Source organism: Ruegeria sp. AL11 (assembly GCF_056540865.1).
This window is the reverse complement of record NZ_JBQFXO010000001.1, coordinates 320,659-341,241: the sequence shown is the minus strand read 5'-3', so window position 1 is coordinate 341,241 and position 20,583 is coordinate 320,659. Positions and strand designations below refer to the sequence as shown.

The following is a 20,583-nucleotide window of genomic DNA, read 5'->3' as shown; positions in this document are numbered from 1 at the left end:
CGCTCCGCCCATCCGGTTCGCGGGCCAATTCGGCTGGCCAGCAGATCGAAACACGGTGCCCGGCCCTGTCTGATGGGCGGGCTCCTAACAATGGAATACCTGCCGTTTTCCGGGCGAAAACGTTTTCCCCAAGTTATACCCAGTTTTGACCAATGTTTTCCCCAGGCTTCTCCCCGGATTCCGATTTGCGCAACCGCCGCCTCTGGCGCAGCCTTGTGGAAACACTTGCCAGAATGCGAATCGAACTTGATGAAATCCGCAAAAAACATACTGCAACCGGAACATCGTGCCCTGAAAACGGCGCTGTTGGTTCTGAATGAATGCAGCACGCTCAGCTTCGCCTCGGCCGTGGACCCGATGCGCGCGGCCAATCGTTTGGCCGATCGCCCGGCCTTTGATTGGGACTATGTGATCCCGACGGACGCGCCGGTCATGCTGACCAGTGCGCTCGCCGTTACCGGTATCCCGCTGGCCCGTCTGCAAAGCTGCGACCTGATGATTGTGGTTGCCGGATTTCAAATGGCCCGCCAAGCAACACCCAGCCTTCTCGCGGGATTGCGGCGTATCGCGGCCACGGGTGCCACCATGGCCGGCATAGACGGAGGGCCCTGGCTGCTGGCCGAGGCTGGTCTGCTCGATGGTCACACCGCGACCACCCATTGGGACGATCTTGACAGTTTCGCGAGCCGCTTTCCCAAGGTCGATGTTCAAGCAAACCGCTTCGCAATCTCCGAAAACCGTCTGACCTCGGGCGGCGCGATCCCCGCGGTCGAGATGATACTTCACATCATCGCGGCACGTCATGGCGCAAGCTTTGCTGCACGTGTCTCAAACCAATTCCTATGCGAAGGCGCTCCGGCCCAAACCAAAACAGACGCCCCCAAGGCGAACCACCACTCCGCGCTGACGTCCAAGGCCAATAGCCTGATGGAGGCCGCCCTCGACGATCCGCTGCCACTGGCCCATATCGCCGACCGGCTGGGCACCAGCCCCCGCACTCTGCAACAGCAGTTTCGCCTGCGCCTCAACACCACGCCGCAGGACCACTACTTGCAACTGCGCATGGCCGAGGCCCGCCGACTGGTGACCGATACCGACATGTCGCTGATGGACGTGGCTCAGGCCACCGGGTTCACCTCGCAATCCAGCTTTGCCCGCGCCTTCCGCACAGCCCACGGTTTGTCGGCCCGTGACCTCAGACAGGATAGTGCCTACCCCACCCATCACTGACCGGATCCACTCCATCTGGCCAGAAATACCTCGGGGGAGGCGCGCGGCACGCGCGGCGGGGGCAGCGCCCCCTAGATCGCTTCGGGTTAAGCCTGCGACACGAATACCCGCCACGCTTTCCGCGTTCTCGGGAAATTCTTGTCACTTGGCGATCTAGGTAAAACCCGAAACGTCTCAATACGGCATCGGATGCGCTTTGTGCGCCGCCTCGATCTCGGACAGAACTTCATCCGACAAGCGCAGATCAACGCCAGACAGGATATGCTCCAACTGCGCCACTGTCGTTGCGCCAAAGATGGCTGACATCATGAACGGCCGGGTCCGGCACCAAGCCAGCGCCATGTGCGTCGGGTCCAGCCCATGCCGCGCAGCGATCTGCAAATAGACGTCAACGGCATCAAAAACCCGCTCGGACTTGCGCCCCCCCAGTTCAGGCGTCAGTGACATGCGCGAGGCTTCGGGAATGGCGCCGCCCTGATATTTGCCGGTCAGCAAACCCGTCCCCAAAGGCGAGAACGCCATCAGGCCTACATCTTCATGAACGCTCAACTCGGCCATGTCCGTATCAAACAGCCGGCACAGCAGCGAGTATTCGTTTTGAACCGACGCCACCCTCGGTGCACCCATCTGCTCGGACAAACGCAGCCATTGCGCTGTCCCCCAGGCACTTTCATTGGATAATCCAAAGGCCCGGATGTTGCCCTTGTCGACCTGAACCTGAAGCGCCTCCAGACACTCCTGCATATTCTCCAGCACTTCATCGGTGTTGTGCCCCTTCGGGGAGAACGTCCAGTTCTGCCGGAACATATAGCTGCCGCGATTGGGCCAGTGAAACTGATAGAGGTCGATATAGTCGGTCTTCAAACGCTTCAGTGAGCCCTCGATGGCCTCGGGGATTGTCTGAGCGGTGATCGGCGCGCCATCGCGGACAAAGCGAAGCCCCTCACCGGAATGCTTGGTGGCCAGAACATAATCCCCCCTACGCGCGGTATTGGCAGCATTCCAGTTGCCAAGGATTTCCTCGGTCCGGCCAATCGTCTCTTTGGCGACCGGATTGACCGGGTACATCTCGGCGGCATCGACAAAATTGATCCCGGCCGCCAGCGCCACGTCCATCTGCGTATGCGCGTCCGCTTCCGAGGTTTGCGATCCGAATGTCATCGTCCCGAGACACAGATCAGACACCATGATCCCGGTGCGGCCCAAAGGCTTCATTTCCATTTGTCGCTCTCCTGATTTCCGCAACAGCCGCGCGCTAGGCTTCGGCTTTCTTTTCCCAACGGCCCGATTCCTCGGACCAGTATTGCGCTGAACATCCCGCGCCGGTCAGCGCTTTCCATTGGCCACGCGCATGTTGAACGGCCTCCATGTCATTGCCGTCGAACAGAATGCAAACCCGGTCCAAAGCGGCGACCTCATCCGGGTCAACCGTGGCCCCGTCCACCGCCATCACGCAGCTGGCATCGTTTGCGGCCTGCATGTCCGACGTCAGCAGGATCGGTTGCATCGCATCGTGCAGCCCACCGGCTCGTCCATGCGGCAGGAACCCGTCCTCGGGTCCCAACCACAGTTTTTCATCCAGCCAGTCCAGCCGCGCAGGATCAGTCCCCCGCACGGCGATCTTCCACCCGGCCTGACGCGCCTTGTCCAGCAGGACCGGCAAAGTATGCTCCAGCGGCTGACGGGTCAGGTGATAGAAATAGACGGCCCCCATGGGTTTACTCGAAATTGTCCTGCACAAAGCGGCTCAGCGCACGCACGCCCCAGCCTGTGGCGCCTTTGGGGGCATAGGATGTCTCAGCCGCGACCGAGGCAACACCGGCGATGTCGAGGTGAATCCATGGTGTCTCTTCCTTGACGAACCGCTGGAGAAACTGCGCCGCCGTAATCGAACCCGCAGGCCGCCCGCCGACATTCTTCATATCCGCGATACGTGACTTCAACTGCTTGTCGTAGGCCGCGCCCAACGGCAGCCGCCATGCGCCTTCGTCCTCGGCCTTGGCCGATTTCAGGAAGGCATCGCAGAAGGTGTCATTGTTCGAGAAGACACCTGCATTCTCATGGCCAAGTCCGATGATGACCGCCCCGGTCAGGGTTGCCAGATCGATCATACCAACCGGAGAGAACCTTTCCTGCGCGTACCACATCACGTCGCACAGAACCAAACGGCCCTCAGCATCTGTGTTAATGATCTCGACCGTATCGCCCTTCATTGATTTCACCACGTCGCCCGGACGGGTCGCATTGCCTGAGGGCATGTTCTCGACCAGCCCCACAAGACCAACCACATTGGCCTTGGCCTTGCGCTTGGCCAGCGCCCGCATGGTGCCGGCCACAACCCCTGCGCCGCCCATGTCCATGGTCATGTCTTCCATGCCACCCGCCGGTTTCAGCGAGATCCCTCCGGTGTCGAACACAACGCCCTTCCCGACAAGCGCCAGCGGCGCATCGTCTTTGTCGCCCCCGTTCCACTGCATCACCACAACTTTCGACGGGCTGACCGAGCCCTGACCCACACTCAACAGCGTGCGCATGCCCAGTTCGGCCAGCTTGTCTTCTTCCAGCACCTCGACCTCGAGGCCCAGCGATTTCATCTCGTCCAGACGGTCGGCGAATTCGGTGGTGGTCAGGATGTTTGCAGGCTCATTCGTCAAGTCGCGGGTCATCCGCACCCCATCGGCAACCGCATACATCGGTGCAAAGGCCGCCTCGGCTTCGTCATGCTTGCTGTGGCTGATCGTGACCGAACCTGCCGCATCGCTCTCCTTGGTTTTGTGGACTTCGAAATCATAGCTGCGCAAAGCGATGCCCATCGACAGATGTTCCACGCGCACCTGATTGCCCGCCATCACCAACAGGTCTTTGCCACCAGCCAGTTTAGCCAATGACGCCCCCGCCTTGCGCGCCTCATCCGCTTCGGGGCGGCGCGGCAGGACCACAATATCCAACGCTTGAGCAGCCATTCCAACCGGCCACGCCAGCGAGATAACATCCCCGGTTTTCACCTTTTCGAACCGATCGCTTTCCACCAATCGAGCAACTGCTCCACGCGTCAGTTTGTTGGCGCGACGCACGGCGGGGTTCATCTTACCATCGGCGGGAATGATGATTGCCACGCGCCCTTCCGCCTGTGCCATGGCATCCACGTCAAAAGCCTTAAAACGGATTGGTACCAGACTGCTCATAGCAAACTCCTCAAAATCTGTTCCCCAAGACCTAGCCCGCGCTGCGCGGCTTGACCAGATAGCAGTTTTCCCCGCCCGCCATTTGCATTAAGGTTCTGCAAAAATAAACGGCAGGCTCGGGGGAGATCTAAGTGGCACCAAACGGCAGGCATTCGCTGTCGCGCATAATGACATGCATTGGCGATCCGGGCGTGAACCCCTGCGTTTCAAGCCCTGAGAGGGTCTTTCCGTGATCCTCGACCGCTACTTCGCGCGCCGCTTTCTTCAAAGCTTTGTGGTCATCGGCGGCATCTTTTTGACCCTGATGATTCTGATCGACCTGATCGAACAGCTGCGCCGCTTTGACGACTATGACCTGTCGGTCGGCCAATTGCTGGGTCTGACACTGCTGAACACCCCCGCCGCGATCAGCGAGATGCTGCCCCTGCTGATTATCCTGTCCACCATCGCGCTGTTTGTTGGGCTGGCGCGCACTTCAGAACTTGTGGTGACCCGCGCCACCGGACGTTCGGGCCTGCGGGCGCTGGTTGCGCCTGTGACCTTGGCCCTGATGATCGGCATTCTGGCCGTTGCTTTGCTGAACCCGATCGCCGCCGCGACCTCGGAAGAGTTCGAGCGTCTATCGGATGCCTATCGCGACGATGGCAATTCTGCCCTGTCGATCAGCCGGGAGGGGCTGTGGTTGCGTCAAAGCTCGGACAATGGCCAATCCGTAATCCACGCCAGGGGTACATCGAACGGGGATACTTTGGGTCTCGATGATGTGACCATCATTACCTTCTCAGGCGGCGGCAAGCCAAACCAGCAGATCGTGGCCGAACGAGCCGAACTAACCAACGGAACCTGGGTTTTGACCAACGCCAAACTCTGGCCGCTGCGAGACGACCTCAACCCCGAAACAAACGCGGTTTCGCATGAACGTCTCGAACTGCCGACCACACTGACGCGGGAACGCATTCTGGACACGCTGGGTAAACAAGACTCGGTCTCGGTCTATGATCTGCCCAAGCTAATCCGCGATCTGGGTGAGGCCGGGTTTTCGACCAAGCAATATGAGGTCTGGCTGCATGTCCAACTTGCCCGGCCGCTGTTTCTCGTCGCCATGGTCCTGATCGGAGCCGCATTCACCATGCGCCATGTGCGCTTTGGTGGAACCGGTGTAGCGGTGTTGACGGCTGTTCTGTTGGGCTTCGCGATCTATTTCGTGCGCAACTTCGCGCAGATTCTTGGCGAAAACGGCCAGCTTCCCATCTATGTCGCCGCCTGGGCACCGCCATTTGCAGCGATCCTGCTCTCGCTTGGTCTGTTGCTGCACGCGGAGGACGGCTGATGCAACGTTTTCTGCCGTTTGCAGCGACCAGCCTGCTGGCCCTGACCCTGCCCCTTGGACTAGCCGCGCAGAATCTGTCCGATGCGACCGTCACCCAAAGCCCGGCCCAAGAGGAAGAACCGGCGCTGCTTGTTGCCGACAAGATCTTTATCACGCCCGAACGCAAACTTGTGGCCGAAGGCAATGTGGAGGCGTTTCAGGGCAACGTCAAACTCAGCGCCAATCGCATCGTTTACGACCGCGAAACCGGAGAGCTAACGCTGGATGGCCCCGTCCGCATTGATCAGGGTGGGCAAACCACTGTACTGGCGGATTCGGCGCAGCTGGACAACGGGCTTCAGAATGGCCTGCTGGTGGGCGCGCGGATGGTGTTCGAGCAGCAGGTACAAATTGCATCCGTTCAAGCCCGCCGCGCCGGAGGGCGCTATACGCAATTCAGCAAGATCGCCGCAACCTCGTGCCATGTCTGCACCGATGGCCGTCCGCCTCTGTGGCAGATCCGGGCGCGAAAGGTCACGCATGACTCGCTGGAACGCCAGCTTTACTTTGAAGGCGCACAGTTGCGGGTATTAGACGTCCCTGTTTTCTACTTCCCTTACCTCCGCCTGCCCGACCCGACGCTGGAGCGTGCGACCGGTTTCCTGGTGCCGTCCATTCGCACCACCTCGCAGCTCGGAACCGGAGTGCAGGTGCCGTATTTCTTCAAAATTGGCGACCACAAGGACCTGACCCTGACGCCCTATCTCTCGTCCAAAACCACGACGCTTGGCTATCGCTATCGACAGGCTTTCGTGAATGGTCGGATCGAGATCAACGGCGCGCAGACCCGGGACGACATACAACCGGATCAGGATCGCGGTTATCTGTTCGCCGAAGGCTGGTTCGACTTTAAAAACGACTATCGCTTTACTTTCGATCTGCAGACGACATCGGATGATTCCTATCTGGCCGATTACGGTCTGCCCGATTTGGACCGCCTCCGCAGCGAAGTTGCGCTGGAACGGATCAAACGCGACACGGCGTTCCGGACCAGCTTCATCCACTACAAGACCCTGCGTGACAGCGAAGATCAGGATGAAATCCCCTCGCGCATTTTCGATCTGAACTTCCAAAAGCGCTATTTCCCAACCTCCATCGGCGGAGAGGTCCGGGTGAACGTCATCGCCCACGCGCATGAACGCACCAGCGATGAGGACGTGGTCGGACGCGACGTTGCCCGCACAACATTTGATGCCGAATGGCTTCGAAGTTGGACCTTTGCCACCGGATTGCGCGCTGATGCTTTGTTCGGCGCCTCCATTGACGCGTTCAACATCCGCCACGACAGCAATTTCCCCACGCAGGCTACCCGGACAACCCCTCGCGCCGCTCTGACCTTGCGCTATCCGATGACACGCCGCGAAAAATCCGGAGCGACGCAGTTTCTGGAACCCATCGTTCAGTTCGGCTGGACGAATGTATCCGACAATGACGTACCGATCGACGAAAGCACGTTTCAGGAATTCGACGAGGGCAACCTACTATCACTGTCTCGCTTTCCGGCCGAGGATCGCCGCGAGGATGGCGCAACCGCCGCTGTCGGCGTCAACTGGGCTCGCTATGGTCGCGGAGGCTGGCAGGCGCTTGCCACGGTGGGCCAAGTCTTTCGTGCGGATGCCGATCCGGATTTCACTCTGACTTCGGGACTGCAGGGCACATCGTCCGATATCCTGCTGGCCGGTCAGCTCAAAACCGCCAATGGCTGGTCTTTGGCCGGTCGCGGAATTCTCAACGGTGACCTGAGCTTTGCCAAGGCCGAGCTGCGTGGAGAATGGGCGCAAGAAGGTTCAGCCTTCACCGGCAGCTATATCTGGCTGGAACCCGACCCGGCTGAAAACATCGAAGAGGAGGTCTCTGAGATCTGGCTGCGCGGGCGCTATCAGGTCGACCAGAACTGGCTGACCCGGGCCGAGGCCCGCTATGATCTCAACGAATCCGAACCCATTCGCCTGGGCCTCGGCGTGACCTACCAGAACGAATGCGTTCGGGTTAACATGTCCGTAAGGCGGCGCTTTACTTCAACATCAACTATTGAGCCTTCGACCGAATTCGGCTTTACCGTATCGTTGACAGGATACGCCCTCGAAGGCGCTGGTAACACTTACAAGAGAACATGCAGTTGATATCAACTTTCTCACGGTTTCTTCGTTCCGCTTCGATCCGGCTGGTGCTTCCGGCCCTGGCCGCTACGATTCTGACTTTCACCGCGCCCCAGACATTTGCGCAAAGCCTGTTTTCGCCAGCGATCCGGGTCAATCAGGACGTGGTAACTTGGTATGAGTTGGAGCAACGTCAGCAATTCATAAACGCACTCGGTATCTCTGGCGGATCCGAGGCCGAAGTCCGGCAAGCACTGATTGATGACCGCTTGCGCAAACAAGCCGTGCGCGAAGCCGGGATCGAGGTCCCGCCCGAGGCGATTCAGGCTGGCGTCGATGAATTTGCGGCCCGAGGGCGCCTCAGCACCGAACAGTTCCTGCAACTGCTGGCGAACGAAGGCGTCGATCCGGAAACAGTCCGCGATTTCGTCGCCGATCAGCTAACATGGCGCAACTATATCAGCGCGCGTTTTCTGTCTCAGGCCAACCCCTCCGAAGAAGAGATCAACCGCGCTCTGGGTCAGGGCGGCGGTGGCGGACTTCAGGTCTTGTTGTCTGAAATCATCATTCCTGTAAACCAGCAGACCCTCGCCCAGACCGAGCTTCTCGCTGAAGAAATCGCCAATCTCGAAGGGTTTGACGCGTTTTCGGCAGCGGCGGCGCAGTACTCGGCTGCAGAAACCCGCAGCAATGGCGGCCGCCTCGACTGGCTGAACCTGTCCGGTCTGCCCCCAGCGCTACAGCCCGTGGTTCTGGGCTTGAAGAATGGTGAGATCACCAGCCCGATTGCCCTGCCCAACGCCATCGCTCTGTTCCAGATGCGCGGCCTGCGTGAAGTTTCAACTGGCACACCCTCTTACTCCAAAATCAACTACGCCATCTATTACATGGCCGGCGGGCGTAGCGCCGAAACACTGGCCGCCGCCGCGAAACTTCGCGAAGAGATCGACACCTGTGATGACCTATACGGCATCGCGCAGGAGCAACCGGCCGAATTGCTGGAGCGTGTCGACGCTGCTCCCTCAGAGATCCCGCGCGACATTGCGGTCGAGCTGGCCAAGCTGGACCCGAACGACGTCTCGACCACGCTGACACGCAACAACGGCCAAACGCTGATGTTCCTGATGCTGTGCAACCGCACCCGCAATCTGGGCGAAAATACCTCTCGCGCGGATGTCGCGAATGCGCTGACGCAACAGCGCCTTCAAGCCTTTGCGGACAGCCTGCTGGAACAATTGCGCGCCGACGCCAGCATCATCGAGCAATGAGCGCGCCCATCGCGCTCAGCTGCGGCGATCCGGCGGGAATAGGACCCGAGATCGCCGCCAAAGCATGGGTGGAATTGCGCGACGCCTGTCCCTTTTTCTACATAGGCGACGTCGCGCATCTGCCATCAGACACACAAGCAAAGCTGATCAGCGACCCGGCCGAGGCCATCTCGGTTTCCCAAACCGCGCTACCAGTTTTGCAGCTGAACTTCCCAGCCCCCAACACGCCCGGCCAACCCACGCCAGCCAATGCACCGTCGGTCATTGATGCCATCGAACAGGGCGTTTCCCTTGTGCAATCCGGCGCGGCCTCGGCCCTGTGTACGGCCCCGATCCACAAAAAGGCGCTCATCGACGGGGCCGGTTTCTCCTACCCTGGCCACACCGAATTTCTGGCGGCTCTGGCGGGCCGAGAACGGGTGGTGATGATGCTGGCCAGCGATCAGCTTCGGGTCGTGCCCGCGACCATTCACATCCCCCTCTCCCGTGTCCCGCAAGAACTGACCCCGGCCCTGCTGCACGACACGATCGAGATCACCGCCACCGGCCTGCGCTCCCAGTTCGGCATTGAGGCCCCGCGCATCGCCGTAGCAGGCTTGAACCCCCATGCGGGCGAAGGCGGCAAAATGGGAACCGAAGAACTGGACTGGATCGACCCGATGCTGGCGAACCTACAGCCCGAGGGCTACAGCGTGACCGGCCCTCACCCCGCCGACACGATGTTCCACGCAGCCGCGCGCAGCCGTTATGACGCGGCCATCGCGATGTATCACGATCAGGCCCTGATCCCGATCAAAACGCTGGATTTCGACCGGGGCGTGAATGTTACCCTCGGCCTGCCCTTCATCCGCACCTCACCAGATCACGGCACCGCATTGGATATCGCAGGGCAAAGCATAGCCAACCCAACCAGCCTGATCGAAGCGCTGAAACTCGCGCAGAAGATGGCACAAAGCGCTTGATCCTTCACCTGGCTGGAAATATCCCCGCCGGAGGCAAAAAATCACTGGCGCTGACCACCCCAAACGCGTCACGGTAACCGGATCATGAGCGCTATCGACACCCTCCCCCCCCTGCGTGAGGTCATCGCGACCCACCAGCTATCCGCCCGCAAATCGCTGGGCCAGAACTTTCTGCTGGACCTGAACCTGACCGCCAAGATCGCGCGCCAGGCCGGAGACCTCAGCACCTGCGACGTTCTGGAAATCGGCCCCGGTCCCGGAGGGCTGACCCGAGGGCTGCTCTCTGAGGGCGCGCGCAAGATTGTGGCGGTGGAAAAAGACACCCGCTGCATCGCCGCCCTGAACGACATCGCCGCCGCCTATCCCGGCCAGTTGGAGGTGATCAACGGCGATGCGCTAGAAATTAACCCGCTGGAGCACCTGACCCCGCCCATCCGCGTCGCGGCCAACCTGCCCTATAACGTCGGTACCGAGCTGCTGGTGCGTTGGCTGACCCCGCCGGAATGGCCGCCCTTCTGGCAAAGCCTGACGCTCATGTTCCAGCGCGAAGTGGCCGAACGCATCGTCGCCCAACCCGGAAGCAAAGCCTATGGTCGACTTGCGATTCTGGCCCAATGGCGGGCCGAGGCGCGCATCGCCATGTCCCTGCCCCCCGGAGCGTTCACCCCGCCGCCCAAAGTCTCCAGCGCGGTGGTTCACCTGACCGCCCTGCCGGAGCCGCGCTATCCAGCCGATGCCAGCACCCTTTCCCGCGTCGTTGCCGCGGCATTCAATCAACGCCGCAAAATGCTGCGTGCCTCATTGAAAGGTGTGGCGCCTGATATCGAGGACCGCCTGATCGCAGCCGGCATAAAGCCTACCGAGCGGGCCGAACAGGTCCCGCTTGAGGCCTTTTGTGCCCTCGCGCGCGAAGTCAAAAAAACCTAAAGCGTTTTGCGTTTTAGCTGAGGCAAAGCCACCGAAATGCGCGTACGACCGCAGGGAGAGGCAGCGTATTTCGATTCCAATCAAACGCAAAGCGATCTAGGCGCAACAAAAAAGCCCCGGATAAAACCGGGGCTTTCTTTTTATCCGTGCAGGGCTTACTCGGCCGCTTCGGGCGCGTCCCCGTCGGTTTTTGGCGCGTCCTCAGCCGCGGGTGCAGCTTTGGGCTTGCGCGGCGCACGCGGTTTGCGCGCGGGCTTTTCCTTCTTCTCAGGGGCCTGAGTACCTTTGTCTTTGCTCTCAGGGGTTTCGACCAACCCGCTTTCCGGCGCAGGCTCGGGCGCGCTGAAATCCATCACATCAGGCTGCGGCGCCTCGGCCGGGTCGGCCTGACGGGCGGCTTCACGCTCCTGACGCTCGGCGCGTTCACGATCGCGTTCGGCCTGACGTTCGCGGTTCTGGCGCTCCTGCTCTTCGCGGCGCGCTTCAATCTCGCGCTGTGCTTCGCTCAGCATCCGCAGATAGTGTTCGGCGTGTTGCTGAAAGTTCTCAGCCGCGACACGGTCGTTGGACAGCTGTGCGTCGCGCGCAAGCTGGTTGTATTTGTCAATGATCTGCTGCGGCGTGCCACGCACCTTGCCCTCGGGGCCCGAGCTGTCGAACACCCGGTTGACGACGTTGCCGCCAGAAGGACGATTGCGGTTATTTTTGGCCCGCGAGCGGGATTTGGAAGATCTCATCTTACTTTACGTCAGCCTTATCAATTCGCTGCCGATCAACCCGTACCTTACGCTGCTCAGAGGCCTGTCCCGTAACGTGTCATCGGCTTTTTTGGGCTTGGCGTCAGGGGCGCGCTGAAGCAGCGTCAACCTCTCCGACCATTCCTGAGTAAACATGTCCTGCCGCCTCAGACAAGAGGTTTCTGGGATATTTCGCAGCTTTTTTACAAAGACCGGCGCTTTTCGGCCTCTAACGCTGCGTTCAACCCGGGATTCTGCCCAAAACAACACGGTCTCGCCCGTCCAGATCGGGGATGACGCGGATATCCGACAAGCCAGCGGCATCGAACAAAGCCGACACGTCCTTGGCCTGTGTCGGCCCGATTTCTACCAGCAAGCGCCCGCCTGCCATCAAGAAATCAGGTGCACCCGCCGCGATCCTGCGATAGGCGTCCAGCCCGTCCCCTTCATCGGTCAAAGCCATGCGAGGTTCATGCTCGCGCACTTCGGGCGACAGGTCCTGCATTTCTGACAGCGCGATATAGGGCGGGTTCGAGACGATGAGATCAAACTGCCCTTCAATCCGCTCGAACCAATCCGAGCGCAAAATCTCGGCCCGGTCCTGTACGTTATGCTGAACCGCGTTGGCGCTGGCCTGTAAACAGGCCGCTTCGCTCAGATCTGCACCCAGGCCCGTAGCACTGGCGCGTTCGGCCAGCAGCGTCACCAGGATGCAGCCCGAGCCAACCCCAAGGTCCAGAACATGGTCAAACGGTTCGCTCAGCGCGGCTTCGATCAGCGTTTCGGTTTCCGGGCGCGGGTCCAGCACATCGCGGCTGACGCGGAAATTGCGACCGTAGAACTCCCGTTCTCCCAGCAGATGCGACACAGGCACCCGGATCGCGCGAAGCGACACCAGTTGCTCATAGCGTTCGGCGATGTCAGGCGACAATTCCTCGGGCGCGATCAGAGTGACGCGGCTAGCCTCAATTCGGGCCGCATGCGCCAACAGGACACGCGCGTCGCGGGCCGGGTCATCGACACCAGCAGCGCGCAGGCGGGCTGTTGCGGCAGCCATCGCCTTGGCGGCGGTCAGGGCCGCTATCATTGCGCCATCTCGGCCAGTAACCGGGCCTGATCATCCGCAGTCAGGGCATCGATCACCTCATCCAGATCGCCCTGCATAACCTGATCCAGTTTGTAGAGCGTCAGGTTGATGCGGTGATCAGTCATCCGGCCTTGCGGGAAGTTGTAGGTCCGTATCCGCTCAGACCGATCGCCCGAGCCCACCTGACTGGCCCGATCCGCCGAGCGTTCGCTGTCGATCCGCTGACGTTCCAGATCATAGAGGCGTGTTTTCAGCACCTGCATCGCGATCTCGCGGTTGCGGTGTTGCGACTTCTCGGAGCTGGTCACCACAAGACCGGTCGGCAAGTGGGTAATCCGCACGGCCGAGTCGGTAGTGTTCACATGCTGCCCTCCGGCGCCGGACGACCGCATCGTATCAATGCGAATGTCATTGGCGTCGATTTGGATGTCAACATCCTCAGCCTCGGGCAGAACCGCGACCGTTGCAGCCGAGGTGTGAATCCGTCCGCCGCTTTCGGTTTCGGGCACGCGTTGCACCCGATGCACGCCGGATTCGTATTTCATCCGCGCAAACACGTTGTCGCCTTTGATATGGGCGACGACCTCTTTGATGCCGCCAAGGTCCGAGGCCTGTTCTTCGATGATATCGAACCGCCATCCCCGTGCTTCGGCATAGCGTTGGTACATGCGCAGCAGGTCCCCAGCGAACAACGCCGCTTCATCCCCGCCGGTGCCGGGACGGATTTCCAGCATGGCCGGTCGCGCATCCGCTGCGTCCTTGGGCAGCAGCGCCAGTTGCAGCGCATGTTCGGCCTCGGGGATACGGGACTGAAGCTGGGGGATTTCCTCTTCAGCAAGTTCCTTCATATCCGGGTCCGCCAGCATCGCCTCGGCCTCAGCCAAATCCGAGACCAGCTGACGCCAGGACAGGATTTGATCGACCACCGGTTTGAGGTCGGAATACTCTTTTGCCAGGGTCGCAATATCCCCGCCCGAGGCGCCATCGGCCATGGCGGCTTCGAGGTATTGGAATCGCTGGGTTATCTGCTCAAGGCGTTCTTCGGGGATCATCCGGCGGGTGTCTCTTAATCTGGGGCTTTGGTCAAGGGCCAGCCTTGTGCTAAGGTTCCCGGCATGAAGGGGTTGGTTTTCATTTTATCGCTGTTCGCACTGCCTGCCATGGCCGACTATGTTGGGCCAGATGGCAAGGTTCGCGATTGCTATTGCACCGACAAGTCAGGCTCGCGGATCGAGTTAGGGCAAATGATCTGCCTGCAAGTTGATGGCCGGATTTTCACCGCGCAATGCCAGATGTCGTTGAACGTGCCAATGTGGCGTGAGGTGCAGGAAGGGTGTTTGTCGTCAGATTTGGACTGGCCCGATCTGGATCAGACCCTCAAGACATCCGCGTCCTAAACGCTGCCTACATCTGCGCCAGCCACCCATCAACACGGGCCTTGTTAACCCCGAAATCCTTGCGGCCAAAACGCAAGCGGCCATGGATACGCAGCACGTCTCCGTCCTGCTGGACCGTGGTGTAGTCGGGAAAGCCGATGATCTTGGTGCGGGTGATATAGGTGATCTGCCCCTCACTCACCGATCCAGCCAAAACGATTGTGCGCGGCGCGTTGCGAGCAATGGCATCCAGCCTCGCAAGCCCCTCTGGCCCTGTTTCGACCACGCGCAGTACACCACCTTGCAGATCCTGGTTGGTCTCGGCCCGAGGGGCAATGTGCCAGTCCGCCGGATCGGAGGGCGCAAGCCGGATGTAGGCTCCAAATGCGATCACCACACCAACAACACCCAAAATCAGCATGCGTTTCATTCCGTCTCTGTCCTTTTCCTGAACCCTATGCGGAACAGGTGCCGTTTCAAGGCGAACCCGGTCAGCTACCGTGACGTCACACCGGGCAGGATGCAAAGAATTTCGAACAGAAGATTGGCGGCCGTAAGGGCCGTGTTCCCCGACGGGTCGTAGGGCGGAGAGACCTCGACCAGATCGCAGCCCACCACATTCACCCCTTGCAGCGCGTGGATCAATTGCAGCGCTTGTGGGGTTGTCAGCCCTCCGATCTCGGGCGTGCCGGTGCCGGGGGCGTAGGCCGGATCCAGACTGTCGATGTCATAGGTGATATAGACCGGGTGATCGCCGACCGTCTTGCGGATTTGCGAGCCGATCTGCGTGAGGTTCTGCTGCCACAACTCCCACGCGGGGAATTGCTGGAAGCCCCAGCCCTGCGCCTCGGTAAAGTCGGTCGAGGCATAGCCCGAACCCCGAATGCCGATCTGAAAGGTCTTGTCGGGGACGATAAGCTTTTCCTCATAGGCGCGGCGGAAGACGGTGCCATGGGTCTCACGTTCGCCAAACATCTCGTCGTTTACGTCCGCATGGGCATCCACATGCACCAGGGCGACCGGCCCGTGTTTCGCCGCAATCGCACGCAGGATTGGCAGGGTGATGGAGTGATCACCGCCCATCGCCACCGGGATCACATTCTGCGAAAGGATACCGTCATAGCTGTCTTTGATGATCTTGAGGCTTTCCGACAGCGAAAACGTATTGATCGCCAGATCGCCGATATCGGCAATCTGCAACGTATCGAACGGGGCTGCCGATGTAGCCATGTTGTAGGGCCGGATCATCGCGCTTTCGCTGCGGATTTGCTTGGGCCCAAACCGCGTTCCCGACCGCCACGAGGTGCCGATATCCATCGGTATCCCCAACAGCGCCACATCCAGCGCCGCCAGCGAGGTCGCCTGCGGCAGCCGCATGAACGTGTTCGGCCCGGAGAACCGCGCCAGATCATTGCCGCTGATCGGTTGATTAAATTCAGTCATGTGCGGTTGGTTCCCATCCCATCAGATCACGTTTCTCAGCACATACCGGAAACTTGGCTAAGCATTGGTTAACGCGCTTTGATCCCTGTTTACTTTCTCTCGGCCATCAGCAGGTTCCACCCCAGCAGACAGATGATCTGCGTGGCCACATGAGCGCCCGCAATTGCAGTCGCCCCGGAGGTGTCATAGGGCGGAGAGACCTCGACCACATCCCCGCCTTTGATGTTGATCCCGGCGATGTCGCGCAGAATGATTTGCGCCTGAATCGAGGACAAACCGCCCCAAACTGGCGTCCCGGTCCCTGGCGCAAAGGCGGGATCCAGGCCGTCGATATCGAAGCTCAGATAGACGGGGCGGTCGCCGAGTATGGATTTGATCTTCTGCGCCACGGCAGCGGGGCCGGATTCGTAAACTTCACGCGCGTCGATAATGTTGACGCCCAGCGTGTCCTCGTTGCTGGTACGGATACCAACCTGAACCGAGCGTTTCGGGTCCACGATCCCCGATTTCACGGCCTTGTAAAACATGGTCCCGTGATCGACGCGGGACATGTCATCGTCCGCCCAGGTATCCGTATGCGCATCGAACTGCAGCAAGGATATCGGGCCGTATTTCTCGGCATAAGCTTTCAGGATCGGAAAGCTGATATAGTGATCTCCGCCCAAGGTGACCGAGGCCACGTCAGCCGCCAGAATCGTGCGGATATGATCGGTCAGCGTGTCCGGAAAGGCCGGGATATTGGCGTAGTCATAGGCCATATCGCCATAGTCGACGATCGCCAGCTCGCTCAGCGCGTCAAAGGGCCAACCATAGGGGGCGTCGGGCGATTGCAGGGCGCTTGCTTCGCGGATCGCGCGGGGGCCCAGCCTTGTGCCGGGGCGGTTCGTTACCGCTTGGTCAAAGGGTACGCCGGTGACAGCGATATCGACGCCCTTCAGATCCTTGGTGTAAAGCCGCCGTAGGAACGAGGTCGCGCCGCCGAACGTGTTCTCATAGGACAGGCCCTTGAGATCGGGGTTGGTAAAGGCCTCATCGACCTGATGCTTTGCGTCTTCCAGTGCCATGTCTTGTCCCCTCAGCCCAGCGGCTGCGCCTTTTCCACGATCCGGGCAAAGAACGAGGCCCCGACCGGTGCGACTTCATCGTTGAAGTTGTATTTCGGGTGGTGCAGCCCGGCGCCCTCACCCTGACCCAGAAACAGATACGCCCCCGGACGTGCCTGCAGCATGTATGAGAAATCCTCGGCCCCCATGTCACGGCCCATATTGTCGACAACGCGGTCCTCGCCTGACACCTCGCGCGCCACATCCGCGGCAAAGGCCGTTTTCTCGGCGTCATTGATCGTCGCCGGATAGCCAATCTGATAGTTCAACCTCGCCTCAACCCCATATGAGGCCGCCTGCCCCGCCACGATCTGCTCCATCCGCTCGATCACCATCTTCTGAACGGTTGGATCAAACGTGCGAACGGTGCCGTTCAGGTAAGCCGTGTCCGGGATCACATTGTTCACCGTTCCGGCGTGAATTTGCGTGACGGAAATCACCAGATCCTGCACCGCATAGTGGTTCCGGCTGACAATTGTCTGGATCGCCTGTGCGATCCCGCAAGCCGCCATCACCGGATCTTTGGTCTGGTGCGGCAATGCTCCGTGACCGCCCTGCCCTTGCACGTGGATCTCGAACGTATCCACAGCAGCCATCAGAGGCCCAGCGGTCGTGTAGAAAGCCCCCTCGGGGTTTCCTGGATCATTGTGAATGCCATAGACCTGAGAGATGTCGAACCGGTCCATGATGCCTTCCTGCACCATCACATCCGCGCCACCGCCTTCTTCTTCGGCCGGTTGAAAGATCAGCGCCACGCGGCCCGCGAAATTCCGCGTCTCGGCCAGATAGCGCGCAGCCCCCAACAGCATCGTTGTGTGCCCGTCATGCCCGCAGGCATGCATCTTGCCGGGGTTCTTCGAGGCATATTCAACGCCCGTCTCCTCGGGGATGGGTAGCGCGTCCATATCGGCCCGCAACCCGATGGTCGGGCCGTCGCCCTGCCCATTGATGATCGCCACCATCCCGGTTTTGGCGATGCCTTCGTGCAGCTCATCCACACCGAATTCCCGCAGACGCTCGGCCACGAAAGCGGCTGTCTCGTAGCATTCGAACTCCAGTTCAGGGATCGTGTGCAAGTGCTGGCGCCACTTGGCCATATCGGCGGCAAAATCGGCAATTCGGTTGACGACGGGCATCTGGGGTGGACTCCTGATCGGGACTGCGGAATGGATGCATCTGACACCGGAACGAAAGGGTTCGCAATGGCTGAAAATCCTCTGATCCATGACAGCGATGCGGGTATCGAGCGCCTGCTGGAAATCATGCGCCGTTTGCGCGACCCGCAAAGCGGGTGTCCGTGGGACATCGAACAGGATTTCGCCACCATCGCCCCCTACACAATCGAGGAAGCCTATGAGGTCGCCGACGCCATCGAACGGCAGGCCTATGATGAGCTGAAGGGAGAGCTGGGCGACCTTCTCTTCCAATCCGTCTTCCACGCGCAAATGGCTGAGGAAGCGGGGCATTTCACCTTTCAGGACGTGGTCCGCACCATGTCGGACAAGATGGTCAGCCGTCACCCGCATGTGTTCGGCGACGAATCTCGTGAAAAGTCCGCCGACCAGCAAACCAAGGATTGGGAAGCCATCAAGGCTGCCGAACGCGCGGGCAAAGAACAGAAAGGTGCGCTGGACGGTGTGGCCGCCAACCTGCCCGCCCTGCTGCGGGCGCACAAGCTGCAGAAACGAGCCGCGCGTGTGGGCTTTGACTGGCCTGATGCCAGCCATGTCCTCGCCAAGATCACCGAGGAAGCCGCCGAGTTGGAAGAGGCCCGCAACGCCAAGGACGCCGACGCGCTCGAAGATGAATTCGGCGATCTGCTGTTCGTGATGGTCAATCTCGGGCGCCATCTGGGGATCGAGCCCGAGGCTGCCCTGCGCCGCACTAACGCCAAGTTTACGCGTCGCTTTGAGCAGGTCGAGGCTCGTCTGGCCGCGCGGGGCAAAACCCCTGCGCAAAGCGATCTGGCCGAAATGGACGCGCTATGGGATGAGGTGAAGACCGAGGAACATCGCGCCAATGGCAAACTCCCGCCAGTTGGAGCCTGAATCAGGTGGACAAGTCGCGAGACACTTGCGACTGTCCGACCTTCACGCCCCCCGGAGACCCCAATGCCCCGCAAGATCATCATCGACACCGACCCCGGCCAGGACGACGCCGTCGCCATTCTTTTAGCGCTCGCCAGCCCCGAAGAGATCGAGGTGCTGGGCATTACTGCCGTCGCCGGGAATGTGCCGCTTGAACTGACCGCCAAGAACGCGCGTATTGTCTGTGAGTTGGCGGGCCATACCGAGGTGCCGGTCTATGCCGGATGCGACCGGCCGCTTAAACGCCCTCTTATCACGGCTGAACATGTGCACGGCAAAACCGGGCTGGACGGTCCCGTTCTACCGGATCCACAGATGCCTTTGACCGAGGGCCACGCGGTTGATTTCATCATCGAAACCCTGCGCACGCAGGAACCCGGGACAGTCACGCTCTGCCCGCTGGGGCCGCTGACGAACATCGCGACCGCCTTCCAGAAGGCCCCGGATATCGTCGACCGGGTGCAGGAAATCGTGCTGATGGGCGGTGCCTATTTCGAGGTCGGGAACATCACGCCAGCCGCGGAGTTCAACATTTATGTCGACCCGGAAGCTGCTGAAATCGTGTTTAAATCTGGCGCTAATATTGTCGTCATGCCTCTTGATGTGACCCATGACGCTTTAGTTACACCGCATCGCAATGACGCATTCAGATCGCTGGATAGTAAGGTCGGTCATGCAGTTGCTGAAATGACCGATTTCTTCGAGCGCTTTGACAAGGAAAAGTACGGCTCGGAAGGCGCACCATTGCACGATCCCTGCGTTACCGCCTATTTGATTCAGCCAGAACTGTTCTCGGGTCGCCACATTAATGTTGAGATCGAAACCAAGTCAGAATTGACGCTGGGAATGACAGTCGCTGACTGGTGGAGTGTAACAGACCGAAAACCGAATGCTATGTTCATGGGCGACGTAGACGCCCAAGGTTTCTTCACCCTTCTCACGGAAAGGCTGGCCCGCCTATGACCGCCGCTTTAAGACTGGCTCACCCTGAAGATCTGGATCGCCTGATGGGGCTTGTCTCTGCGTTCCACGCCGAACAGGGGATCGCACAGGACGCCGATCAACGGCGCGAGGCGCTGATGCCTCTGCTTGAGGGCATCCCCCATGGCTGCATCTACCTGATTGGCCCGGGTCGCGCGCCTTTGGGCTATATCATCCTGACCTTCGGCTGGTCGGTTGAATTCGGCGGCATGGATGGGTTCGTGGACGAAATCTACATCCGCCCCGCCGTTCGTGGACGGGGCATCGCGACCGAAGTTTTGCTGGAACTGCCCAAGGCCCTGGCTGAGGCCGGATTGACCGCCCTGCACCTTGAAGTCGACCGCACGCATGAGGCGACGCAGAAGCTTTATCTGCGCACCGGCTTCAAACCACGCGAGCGCTATATGCTGATGAGCAAAGCGCTCTAGCGCGACTCGCCCCGGAAAACCACATTCGGGTTATAGTACATCTCCTGCACCGGATCGTCGGAGGAGACCTTTTGCCCTGTGATCGGATAGGTCCCGGGCCCTGCACAGGCCGCCAGAAATACAGTGCTGAGAACTGTCGCTACGAGAAGGAATTTCGAACCAGTCATGGTGTGCTCCTTTCGGTAATGACTTCAGTATAGAACACGAAACCGTGAGCGCTGTGTGATTAAGTTCACACATAACATCCGTTAACCCGCTAAATACTTGCAAATAAGGCGAATTCTCCTAGCGAGAGGAATTA

Annotated in this window: 21 protein-coding genes; 10 read left to right on the top strand and 11 right to left on the bottom strand. The window is 60.1% G+C overall.

All coding sequences use genetic code 11. The features are described from left to right. The first annotated feature begins 249 nt into the window (after positions 1 to 249). Positions 250 to 1,230 (top strand): GlxA family transcriptional regulator, encoded by a 981-nt coding sequence (locus ACR0IP_RS01725; RefSeq protein ID WP_480523441.1) that lies wholly within the window; start codon positions 250 to 252, stop codon positions 1,228 to 1,230. A 174-nt stretch (positions 1,231 to 1,404) separates the two neighbouring features. Here the strand turns inward: ACR0IP_RS01725 and ACR0IP_RS01720 are convergent, their stop codons facing one another. The 3 genes from ACR0IP_RS01720 to ACR0IP_RS01710 are packed head-to-tail and all read right to left on the bottom strand — an operon-like array spanning position 1,405 to position 4,415. Further along, positions 1,405 to 2,451 carry an aldo/keto reductase gene (locus tag ACR0IP_RS01720; protein ID WP_425082922.1) on the bottom strand — a complete coding sequence of 349 codons (1,047 nt, stop codon included), beginning with the start codon at positions 2,449 to 2,451 and terminating at the stop codon, positions 1,405 to 1,407. 34 nt (positions 2,452 to 2,485) lie between these two features. Further along, the gene (locus tag ACR0IP_RS01715) at positions 2,486 to 2,944 is read right to left on the bottom strand and encodes a DNA polymerase III subunit chi (protein WP_170373908.1); all 459 of its coding nucleotides are present in this window, start codon (positions 2,942 to 2,944) and stop codon (positions 2,486 to 2,488) included. A gap of 4 nt (positions 2,945 to 2,948) precedes the next feature. Continuing rightward, positions 2,949 to 4,415, bottom strand: a complete 1,467-nt coding sequence (locus tag ACR0IP_RS01710) for a leucyl aminopeptidase (RefSeq protein ID WP_170688784.1) — start codon at positions 4,413 to 4,415, stop codon at positions 2,949 to 2,951. A gap of 229 nt (positions 4,416 to 4,644) precedes the next feature. Here ACR0IP_RS01710 and lptG point away from each other — a divergent pair, with 229 nt between their 5' ends. The 5 genes from lptG (at position 4,645) to rsmA (ending at position 11,040) form a co-directional block, all read left to right on the top strand. Next, the gene (lptG, locus tag ACR0IP_RS01705) at positions 4,645 to 5,745 is read left to right on the top strand and encodes an LPS export ABC transporter permease LptG (protein WP_480523438.1); all 1,101 of its coding nucleotides are present in this window, start codon (positions 4,645 to 4,647) and stop codon (positions 5,743 to 5,745) included. After that, entirely contained in the window at positions 5,745 to 7,907 is a 2,163-nt protein-coding gene (locus tag ACR0IP_RS01700; RefSeq protein WP_480523436.1) for an LPS-assembly protein LptD, read from the top strand. Before lptG ends, ACR0IP_RS01700 begins: the two co-directional genes overlap by 1 nt. Continuing rightward, complete coding sequence (locus ACR0IP_RS01695) at positions 7,898 to 9,151, top strand: peptidylprolyl isomerase (RefSeq protein WP_480523435.1); 1,254 nt, start codon at positions 7,898 to 7,900, stop codon at positions 9,149 to 9,151. The genes ACR0IP_RS01700 and ACR0IP_RS01695 overlap by 10 nt, the downstream gene beginning before the upstream one ends. Next, positions 9,148 to 10,113 carry a 4-hydroxythreonine-4-phosphate dehydrogenase PdxA gene (gene pdxA, locus ACR0IP_RS01690; RefSeq protein ID WP_480523433.1) on the top strand — a complete coding sequence of 322 codons (966 nt, stop codon included), beginning with the start codon at positions 9,148 to 9,150 and terminating at the stop codon, positions 10,111 to 10,113. The genes ACR0IP_RS01695 and pdxA overlap by 4 nt, the downstream gene beginning before the upstream one ends. 84 nt (positions 10,114 to 10,197) lie before the next feature. Next, a complete protein-coding gene (gene rsmA, locus ACR0IP_RS01685; protein WP_480523431.1) occupies positions 10,198 to 11,040 on the top strand; it encodes a 16S rRNA (adenine(1518)-N(6)/adenine(1519)-N(6))-dimethyltransferase RsmA in 843 nt (280 codons plus the stop codon). A gap of 155 nt (positions 11,041 to 11,195) precedes the next feature. On the opposite strand, the gene ACR0IP_RS01680 is transcribed toward rsmA, so the two are convergent. The 3 genes from ACR0IP_RS01680 to prfA form a co-directional block, all read right to left on the bottom strand. Continuing rightward, positions 11,196 to 11,777 (bottom strand): DUF4167 domain-containing protein, encoded by a 582-nt coding sequence (locus ACR0IP_RS01680; protein WP_170373914.1) that lies wholly within the window; start codon positions 11,775 to 11,777, stop codon positions 11,196 to 11,198. 241 nt (positions 11,778 to 12,018) lie between these two features. Then, on the bottom strand, positions 12,019 to 12,864 hold the full coding sequence (prmC, locus tag ACR0IP_RS01675; RefSeq protein WP_170638534.1) for a peptide chain release factor N(5)-glutamine methyltransferase: 846 nt from the start codon (positions 12,862 to 12,864) through the stop codon (positions 12,019 to 12,021). Next, positions 12,861 to 13,916, bottom strand: a complete 1,056-nt coding sequence (gene prfA, locus ACR0IP_RS01670) for a peptide chain release factor 1 (RefSeq protein WP_170688789.1) — start codon at positions 13,914 to 13,916, stop codon at positions 12,861 to 12,863. Before prfA ends, prmC begins: the two co-directional genes overlap by 4 nt. Positions 13,917 to 13,979: 63 nt before the next feature. Here prfA and ACR0IP_RS01665 point away from each other — a divergent pair, with 63 nt between their 5' ends. After that, entirely contained in the window at positions 13,980 to 14,261 is a 282-nt protein-coding gene (locus ACR0IP_RS01665) for a hypothetical protein (RefSeq protein WP_170373917.1), read from the top strand. Between the two features lie 7 nt (positions 14,262 to 14,268). Here ACR0IP_RS01665 and ACR0IP_RS01660 read toward each other — a convergent pair whose 3' ends face one another. The 4 genes from ACR0IP_RS01660 to ACR0IP_RS01645 all read right to left on the bottom strand — a co-directional run bounded on the left by ACR0IP_RS01660 (position 14,269) and on the right by ACR0IP_RS01645 (position 17,922). Then, positions 14,269 to 14,670, bottom strand: coding sequence for a DUF1499 domain-containing protein (locus ACR0IP_RS01660; RefSeq protein ID WP_480523429.1), 402 nt, complete (start codon positions 14,668 to 14,670; stop codon positions 14,269 to 14,271). A 65-nt stretch (positions 14,671 to 14,735) separates the two neighbouring features. After that, complete coding sequence (speB, locus tag ACR0IP_RS01655; RefSeq protein WP_480523427.1) at positions 14,736 to 15,683, bottom strand: agmatinase; 948 nt, start codon at positions 15,681 to 15,683, stop codon at positions 14,736 to 14,738. 89 nt (positions 15,684 to 15,772) lie between these two features. After that, positions 15,773 to 16,747, bottom strand: a complete 975-nt coding sequence (speB, locus tag ACR0IP_RS01650; protein ID WP_480523425.1) for an agmatinase — start codon at positions 16,745 to 16,747, stop codon at positions 15,773 to 15,775. Between the two features lie 11 nt (positions 16,748 to 16,758). Next, positions 16,759 to 17,922: a M20 aminoacylase family protein gene (locus ACR0IP_RS01645; protein ID WP_170373921.1), complete on the bottom strand. Its 1,164-nt coding sequence runs from the start codon at positions 17,920 to 17,922 to the stop codon at positions 16,759 to 16,761. Between the two features lie 66 nt (positions 17,923 to 17,988). Between ACR0IP_RS01645 and mazG the strand changes: the two genes are divergently transcribed. From mazG to ACR0IP_RS01630, 3 genes are all read left to right on the top strand, one after another. Beyond that, positions 17,989 to 18,834 (top strand): nucleoside triphosphate pyrophosphohydrolase, encoded by an 846-nt coding sequence (gene mazG, locus ACR0IP_RS01640; RefSeq protein WP_480523856.1) that lies wholly within the window; start codon positions 17,989 to 17,991, stop codon positions 18,832 to 18,834. Positions 18,835 to 18,897: 63 nt separating this feature from the next. Then, positions 18,898 to 19,836 (top strand): nucleoside hydrolase, encoded by a 939-nt coding sequence (locus ACR0IP_RS01635; RefSeq protein ID WP_480523423.1) that lies wholly within the window; start codon positions 18,898 to 18,900, stop codon positions 19,834 to 19,836. Continuing rightward, on the top strand, positions 19,833 to 20,282 hold the full coding sequence (locus ACR0IP_RS01630; RefSeq protein WP_170688794.1) for a GNAT family N-acetyltransferase: 450 nt from the start codon (positions 19,833 to 19,835) through the stop codon (positions 20,280 to 20,282). Before ACR0IP_RS01635 ends, ACR0IP_RS01630 begins: the two co-directional genes overlap by 4 nt. Here ACR0IP_RS01630 and ACR0IP_RS01625 read toward each other — a convergent pair. Continuing rightward, positions 20,279 to 20,449: a hypothetical protein gene (locus tag ACR0IP_RS01625; RefSeq protein ID WP_170466505.1), complete on the bottom strand. Its 171-nt coding sequence runs from the start codon at positions 20,447 to 20,449 to the stop codon at positions 20,279 to 20,281. The two genes, ACR0IP_RS01630 and ACR0IP_RS01625, sit on opposite strands and share 4 nt — an antisense overlap. Positions 20,450 to 20,583 lie beyond the last annotated feature (134 nt).

Coding starts and splice junctions, on each gene's coding strand:
- ACR0IP_RS01665 (WP_170373917.1), top strand. CDS start 13,980: ATGAAGGGGTTGGTTTTCATTTTATCGCTGTTCGCACTGCCTGCCATG.
- prfA (WP_170688789.1), bottom strand. CDS start 13,916: ATGATCCCCGAAGAACGCCTTGAGCAGATAACCCAGCGATTCCAATAC.
- mazG (WP_480523856.1), top strand. CDS start 17,989: ATGGCTGAAAATCCTCTGATCCATGACAGCGATGCGGGTATCGAGCGC.
- ACR0IP_RS01715 (WP_170373908.1), bottom strand. CDS start 2,944: ATGGGGGCCGTCTATTTCTATCACCTGACCCGTCAGCCGCTGGAGCAT.
- ACR0IP_RS01710 (WP_170688784.1), bottom strand. CDS start 4,415: ATGAGCAGTCTGGTACCAATCCGTTTTAAGGCTTTTGACGTGGATGCC.
- ACR0IP_RS01630 (WP_170688794.1), top strand. CDS start 19,833: ATGACCGCCGCTTTAAGACTGGCTCACCCTGAAGATCTGGATCGCCTG.
- ACR0IP_RS01725 (WP_480523441.1), top strand. CDS start 250: ATGAAATCCGCAAAAAACATACTGCAACCGGAACATCGTGCCCTGAAA.
- ACR0IP_RS01660 (WP_480523429.1), bottom strand. CDS start 14,670: ATGAAACGCATGCTGATTTTGGGTGTTGTTGGTGTGGTGATCGCATTT.
- ACR0IP_RS01700 (WP_480523436.1), top strand. CDS start 5,745: ATGCAACGTTTTCTGCCGTTTGCAGCGACCAGCCTGCTGGCCCTGACC.
- speB (WP_480523425.1), bottom strand. CDS start 16,747: ATGGCACTGGAAGACGCAAAGCATCAGGTCGATGAGGCCTTTACCAAC.
- rsmA (WP_480523431.1), top strand. CDS start 10,198: ATGAGCGCTATCGACACCCTCCCCCCCCTGCGTGAGGTCATCGCGACC.
- ACR0IP_RS01625 (WP_170466505.1), bottom strand. CDS start 20,449: ATGACTGGTTCGAAATTCCTTCTCGTAGCGACAGTTCTCAGCACTGTA.
- ACR0IP_RS01645 (WP_170373921.1), bottom strand. CDS start 17,922: ATGCCCGTCGTCAACCGAATTGCCGATTTTGCCGCCGATATGGCCAAG.
- pdxA (WP_480523433.1), top strand. CDS start 9,148: ATGAGCGCGCCCATCGCGCTCAGCTGCGGCGATCCGGCGGGAATAGGA.
- ACR0IP_RS01720 (WP_425082922.1), bottom strand. CDS start 2,451: ATGGAAATGAAGCCTTTGGGCCGCACCGGGATCATGGTGTCTGATCTG.
- ACR0IP_RS01680 (WP_170373914.1), bottom strand. CDS start 11,777: ATGAGATCTTCCAAATCCCGCTCGCGGGCCAAAAATAACCGCAATCGT.
- ACR0IP_RS01635 (WP_480523423.1), top strand. CDS start 18,898: ATGCCCCGCAAGATCATCATCGACACCGACCCCGGCCAGGACGACGCC.
- prmC (WP_170638534.1), bottom strand. CDS start 12,864: ATGATAGCGGCCCTGACCGCCGCCAAGGCGATGGCTGCCGCAACAGCC.
- speB (WP_480523427.1), bottom strand. CDS start 15,683: ATGACTGAATTTAATCAACCGATCAGCGGCAATGATCTGGCGCGGTTC.
- ACR0IP_RS01695 (WP_480523435.1), top strand. CDS start 7,898: ATGCAGTTGATATCAACTTTCTCACGGTTTCTTCGTTCCGCTTCGATC.